Consider the following 6,069-nt stretch of genomic DNA (forward strand, 5'->3'; position numbering starts at 1 on the left):
ATGGATCTCGGATTGAGCGGCAAACGCGCATTGATCACCGGCGGCACCAAAGGCATCGGCCGCGCCGTCGCCGAACATTTCGCCGCCGAAGGCACCGATGTCGCCATCTGTGCCCGCAACGCGGGCGAAGTTGCCGAAACCGTCGCGGCCCTCAGCGCGCTTGGCGTGCGCGCAACCGGCCGCGCGGTCGATGTCGCCGATGGCCCGGCGCTGACCGCCTGGGTGCGCGACGTCACCACGGAATTCGGCGGGCTCGATATCGTGGTCTCCAACGTCTCCGCCCTCGCCATCGGCCAGGACGAAGCCTCCTGGCGCGCCGAATTCGAAACCGACATGATGGGCACGGTCCACGCCGTCGATGCCGCGATGCCCGCGCTCGAAGCCTCCGGCGCCGCCGCCATCGTCGTCATCTCCTCGGTCTCCGGCCGCGAGGTCGATTTCGCAGCCGGGCCCTACGGCGTGTTCAAGGCGGCGCTGATCCACTACGCCAAGGGCCTGTCGTTCCAGCTTGCCGCCAAGGGCATCAGGGTCAACGCGCTCTCGCCCGGCAACACCTATTTCCCAGGTGGCGTCTGGGAAAAAATCGAACACGGCAACCCCGAACTCTACCGCCAGGCCCTCGCGCTGAACCCGACCGGCCGCATGGGCAAGCCCGAGGAAATGGCGCGCGCCGTCGTGTTCCTCGCCAGCCCAGCCGCCAGCTTCATCACCGGCACCAACCTGGTGGTCGATGGCGCATTGACCCGCGGCGTGCAGTTCTGAACCACCCGCCCGCCCTACTTGTTGCCACGTCGCATCGATTTTACTCCGCCACCACATAGGTGAACAACCGCACCATCCCATCCGGCCCGGTCTCACGAAACACGCCCTGAATCTCGCTCTCAAATCCGGGAAACCGGTTGGCCGCCGCTTCGAACATCCGCAGATAATCCACCATCGGGCGCGTGCGTTCGCCGTAGCGCTCGCCCGGCACCACGACCCCGAAGCCCGGCGGATATACCAATGCCAGCGTCGCGGCGATGCGCCCCTCCAGGGCATCGAGCGGCAGATACGCAACATCGTTGCGAATGAAATGCTGCATTGCCGCTTGCGGCGCCATCGCAATTTCCGGAAAATGCGCGGCGCGGAACTGGTTCCGCTGCAGGCTGCTGACATCATGCGTGCGGTAGAACGCGTGCATCTCCTGGCAGAGATCATAGAGCCCAACCCCCGCGTAGCGCGCGCCATGCCGCGCCACGAACGCCGGCATCACATCATCGAGCGGCCGGTTGGCATCATGCAGCCGCTTGAAGCTGACCAGCGCACTCAACAACGTACCCGCCTTGCCGGATTCCATGCCCGGCGTCAGCAAGAACAAAATGCTGTTCAGATCATTCTTCTCCGGTACGATCCGGTTTTCTCTGAGATATTCAGCAACAATCGCAGCCGGCACCCCATGGTCCTCATACGCGCCGGTGCTGCGCGAAAGCCCGGGCGTGATCAGCGTCAGCTTGTTCGGATCGGTCATCGCATAGCCGGTCACCAGATGGGTGAACCCGTGCCAGGCTGCACCCGGTTCAAGCGCCCAATACGCCGGATCGGCGGCCAGCCGGTCGGTCGGCACATCCTGCCAGGGGATCATCCCGCCAGCATCGCCCGCCACCACATCCGGCACGAACGGATCGAAAAACCAGGCCCGCACCGGCCCGTTCGCCTCGCGGGCGAACGCGTCGGCAAGCTCGCGCAGCTTTTTGCGTAATTCGATGCCAAGCCGGATCGTATCATCCCACAAAACCTGCCCGGCGCGCCCCTTCATCATCTGGGCGCCGACATCGAGCGACGCGAACAACGGATAGAACGGCGAGGTCGATGCATGCAGCATGAAGGTTTCGTTGAAGCGCTTGTGAGACACCTGCCGCCGCTGCCCTGCGATGTGATGATCCTTCACATGAATCTGCGATGCCTGGGAAAATCCGGCCAGTTGCTTGTGGGTCGATTGCGTCGCGATAATCCCGGCATCCTCGCCGCCCAGCCCCGCCAACCCCATGGCAAACCGCCCGACAAACAGCGGATGAAACTTCATGAAGCCGGCCCAGGCCTCATCGAACAGTATGTAGTCGCAGAGCGGGCTCAGCTTGCGATAGATCATGTCGGCATCATAGATCGTGCCGTCGTAACTGCATTGCTCGATCACCGCGACCCGGAACGGCTTGCGCACCTGCCAGGCCGCCGGATCGGTGATCAACGGATGCGCCTTGATCTGCGCGCGAATCGCCGCCTCATCGAGTGCTGCGAAATCGATCGGCCCGATCAGCCCCTGCGCATTGCGATCGGTTGGCAGATAAACCGGAATCCCGCCCGCATTGATCAACGCCCCATGATGATTGGATTTGTGGTTGTTGCGGTCGAACAACACCAGATCGCCCTGCGCCACCAGCGCCCCGAGCACGATCTTGTTGGAAGTCGATGTGCCATTGAGCACGAAATACGTCCGGTCCGCGCCGAATATCGCCGCCGCCTCACGCTGCGCCTGCAAGGCCGGTCCCTCATGGGTCAGCAGATCACCAAGCTCCACCACCGAATTATCGAGATCGTTTCGAAAAATCGCCTCGCCCAGATGCTCGACGAACAACCGCCCGACCGGGCTCTTCCAATAGAAAATCCCGCCGTTATGTCCCGGGCAAGTCCAGACCTGATTGCCCTGCTCGGCATAGTCCACCATCGCGCCGAAAAACGGTGTCTTAAGCGTCGCCGCATAGATCTTCAAATGGCTGATCAGATTCTTCGCAATGAAATCCGGCATGTCCTCCGCCAGGAACAGGTAACCGGTCACCCGGCCCAGCACCACGACGGGGATCTCATCGAAGCGATGGCGCCGCACCAGCAGGAATATCGGCATTTCGAGTCCGCGCGCCCGGATCGTCTCGATCAGCGTCGCCGCATCGCGCTGCCACGCCGCATCCCCCCATTCGATCAGAACACAGCCGATCGCGGCGTCCGCCCGCACCGCATCCTCGGCATCGGCAATGCTGGCCACCTCCGTCACCGCGTAGCCGAGCGCGCCGATCTGCTCCAAAATCGCGTGCAGGTGGCCGGCCTCGTGGCTCTCCTCGCGCAGTATGCCGCTGCACGCCAGAACGCCAAACAACGTATCGAACGACATGATCCAGACTTTCAGTTGAACGCATTGGGCCGCCTCAGGTGACCTTGACGATGCCCTTCGCGAACAACACCAGCGCCACCGCCGCAACCGCCAGCAACACCCCGACCGAGGCGCGCTCCCCCTTCGAAAACACCGGCAGCAGCGGAAAATGATCGCGCTTGGCATACCAGAACACCGGGATGCCGATCGCGAAAATCACCGTCGACATCAGGATGAATTCGGGACCGGCGGCATACAGCAACCAGAGCGAATACACCGCCCCCAGCACCCCGGTGATCAACGCCGTCCGCCGGCTTTCCGAATGCGTCGCGACATAGCGGGGATTCGATGCATAGAGCGCAAGAAACAGCGTGCTCGTGAAATACGGCGGCAGAATCATCACGCCACAAATATCGATCAGCCACAGCCAAGCATTATGCGCGAACAGCACGACGAACATGGTAATCTGCATGACCACGCCCGAAACCAGCAGCGACGGCACCGCCGCATGAAACCGGTTCTCGCGCGCCAGAAACTTCGGAAACACGCCACCCTTGGCACCCTCGAACGGCAGTTCCGCGGTCAGAATGGTCCAGGCCAGCCAGCAGCCCAGTACCGCAATCAACAGCGACACATTCACAAACACCGCACCCCACCGCCCGACCACGGCCGACAGCACATAGGCCGCCGAAGGATTGGCGAGCTTGGCAATATCGCCCTGATGCATGAGGCCGAACGGCATGATCGAGAGCAGCGCATACAACAGGGTGCAAACCCCAAGCCCGATGAACGTCGCGGGCCCGACATCGGACATCCTGCGCGCCCGGTCCGACACCACAACCGCCGCCTCGATGCCGATGAACACCCACAGCGTCACCAGCATGGTGCTCTTCACCTGGCTGAACAGACTGCCGAGGTGGTTTTTCTGCCCCCAGATATCAAAGCTGAAATGCCCGCCGGTCGCGTAATACGCCATTACCAGCAGGGCAAACCCGATGGTCACGATGTTCAGCACACTCGCCAGCACGTTCAACGCCGCGGTGCGCTTCACCCCGGTCATCACGATGAAACACATCACCCAGATCAGCACCGAAGCCCCGATCAACGATGCCCAGTTCTGCCCGTTGCCAAACACCGGGAAAAAATAACCCAGAATCTGCATGATCAACACCGCGAAAGCGACATTGCCGAACGCCGCACTCAGCCAGTAGCCCCACGCCATCTGAAATCCCGCGAACGGGCCGAACCCGTCCTGCGCATATGAATAGATACCCGCCTTCAGATCCGGCCGCTTGTCGGACAGAATTCGAAAACTGTTCGAAAGGAAATACATGCCGATGAACGTAATCACCCACGCGATCACGATCGCCACAAGTCCAGCCTTCTGCGCCATGTTCTGCGGCAGGTTGAACGACCCGCCACCAATCATCGAACCCACGACGACACCACTCAGCAGGATCACCCCAAGCTTGCGGCTTTCCGGCTGGTTGCCCGTTGCGGGCGCGACCGAAGGCTTCACGCCCGGCGGAATAATCTGGTCCATGACGGCTCCTGATGAACGGCGGGTCATGCTCCGTCTCCCGCATCACCGTTCTAAAGCGCGCACGCATCACTGGCTTTGATCTGCATCAATCGCCGCCTGACGCCAACGATCATCAATTGATCAAGATCAAGGCGGTCCGATCGGAAACCGCCTAAATCACGCCATTGGATTTCGAGGAGGCAGCTATGAACGTACGCGACATCATGACCACCAACCCCACCACCGTCAGGCCCGAAACGGGCCTTGCCGAGGCCGGCCGGCTGTTGCTGACCCAACACCTCTCCGTCCTGCCGGTGACCGACGCCGCCGATCATCTGCTCGGCATCATCACCGATGGTGATCTGCTGCGCCGGCCGGAACTGGGCACCGCGCCCGCAATCGGCTGGTGGCGCGGCTTCCTCACGCCCGAAACCGCCGCCAACCAATTCATCAAGACCCGCGGCCGTCACGTCAGCGAAGTGATGACCGAAACACTCGTCAGCGTCGATCTCGACACCCCGCTGATCGATGCGGTCGAGCGCATGCAATCCTCCCGCATCAAACAACTCCCCGTCCTGCGCGGCACCAGACTGGTCGGCCTGCTGACCCGCCGCAACGTCCTCGCCGCCCTGCTCGACCGCCTCGCCGCCGATGGCGAGACCACCATCTCCGATGACGCCATCACCACCCTGATCCGCACCGCCATCAGCCGCTCCAACTGGGCGCCGAAAGACATGGTCAGGGTCGTCGCCGACCACGGCGCCGTCACCTTGTCCGGCCCCGTCTTCAGCGATGCCGAACGGCGCGCCCTCATCGTCATCGCCGAAAACACCAGCGGCGTCACCCACGTCAACGATCAGATGATCTTCGTCGACTCGACCAGCGGCGTCGCATTCGGCTCGTTTTGATCCAGCCCGACCCAACCAAAGGTCAGAGTGCGCCGCACCGCAAATCCAGCGGTGCGCCCTGCAAATATGCTGGGCACCCATGCCACAGCTTCTGACAGCCGCCGACCCGGGCCACCAACACGCCGTGCTCATCACCCCGATGCACCAGGCCGAGATCGACCCAAGCTTCCCGATCATCAGACTGGCCATGCCAAAAGTTCAACTCCCCGCATGGCGGCAATACGCGCGACGCGCCATCGCCTCGAAATCACCCGGCCGCGGCATCCTCGCCGCCCGCTGGCATAACCGCCATCACCCCGCCGGATTGGCCTGTTTCAACACGCGCACCGAACTCGACAACACCAAAACCCTCTGCGCCCGCCCCGTCGTCGCCGTCGATATCCTCCACCCCGATTACCTGATCACCGCCCTCGTCAAACAATTAGGTGGTGTAACCTGACGTCTGGAAATTCATTTGGGGTTGGGAGTTGGTGCCCTTGCCGGGGCATGCCCCGGCAAGGGCTGTTCATTCTGGTATT

The 6,069-nt window shown here is 62.3% G+C and carries 5 protein-coding genes; 3 read left to right on the forward strand and 2 right to left on the reverse strand.

Going from position 1 to position 6,069, the window contains the following annotated elements; genetic code table 11:
- A complete protein-coding gene (locus BW994_RS13880; RefSeq protein WP_029312664.1) occupies window positions 1-762 on the forward strand; it encodes an SDR family NAD(P)-dependent oxidoreductase in 762 nt (253 codons plus the stop codon).
- 40 nt (window positions 763-802) lie between these two features.
- Here BW994_RS13880 and BW994_RS13885 read toward each other — a convergent pair whose 3' ends face one another.
- Together BW994_RS13885 and BW994_RS13890 are read right to left on the reverse strand one after the other, a co-directional pair.
- Window positions 803-3,142, reverse strand: a complete 2,340-nt coding sequence (locus BW994_RS13885; RefSeq protein ID WP_029312665.1) for an Orn/Lys/Arg family decarboxylase — start codon at window positions 3,140-3,142, stop codon at window positions 803-805.
- A 34-nt stretch (window positions 3,143-3,176) separates the two neighbouring features.
- Window positions 3,177-4,664 carry a basic amino acid/polyamine antiporter gene (locus BW994_RS13890; protein WP_051657461.1) on the reverse strand — a complete coding sequence of 496 codons (1,488 nt, stop codon included), beginning with the start codon at window positions 4,662-4,664 and terminating at the stop codon, window positions 3,177-3,179.
- 185 nt (window positions 4,665-4,849) lie between these two features.
- Here BW994_RS13890 and BW994_RS13895 point away from each other — a divergent pair, with 185 nt between their 5' ends.
- Both BW994_RS13895 and BW994_RS13900 read left to right on the forward strand, forming a co-directional pair.
- Complete coding sequence (locus BW994_RS13895) at window positions 4,850-5,551, forward strand: CBS domain-containing protein (protein WP_029312667.1); 702 nt, start codon at window positions 4,850-4,852, stop codon at window positions 5,549-5,551.
- A 79-nt stretch (window positions 5,552-5,630) separates the two neighbouring features.
- Window positions 5,631-5,990: a hypothetical protein gene (locus BW994_RS13900; protein ID WP_076454645.1), complete on the forward strand. Its 360-nt coding sequence runs from the start codon at window positions 5,631-5,633 to the stop codon at window positions 5,988-5,990.
- Window positions 5,991-6,069: the final 79 nt, after the last annotated feature.

Origin of the sequence: Acidiphilium rubrum (genome assembly GCF_900156265.1) — a bacterium.
Taxonomy (GTDB): domain Bacteria; phylum Pseudomonadota; class Alphaproteobacteria; order Acetobacterales; family Acetobacteraceae; genus Acidiphilium; species Acidiphilium rubrum.

What these genes read in the sequence shown, in the direction of transcription:
- BW994_RS13885 (WP_029312665.1), bottom strand. Translation starts at nt 3,142, where the DNA reads ATGTCGTTCGATACGTTGTTTGGCGTTCTGGCGTGCAGCGGCATACTG.
- BW994_RS13895 (WP_029312667.1), top strand. Translation starts at nt 4,850, where the DNA reads ATGAACGTACGCGACATCATGACCACCAACCCCACCACCGTCAGGCCC.
- BW994_RS13890 (WP_051657461.1), bottom strand. Translation starts at nt 4,664, where the DNA reads ATGGACCAGATTATTCCGCCGGGCGTGAAGCCTTCGGTCGCGCCCGCA.
- BW994_RS13900 (WP_076454645.1), top strand. Translation starts at nt 5,631, where the DNA reads ATGCCACAGCTTCTGACAGCCGCCGACCCGGGCCACCAACACGCCGTG.
- BW994_RS13880 (WP_029312664.1), top strand. Translation starts at nt 1, where the DNA reads ATGGATCTCGGATTGAGCGGCAAACGCGCATTGATCACCGGCGGCACC.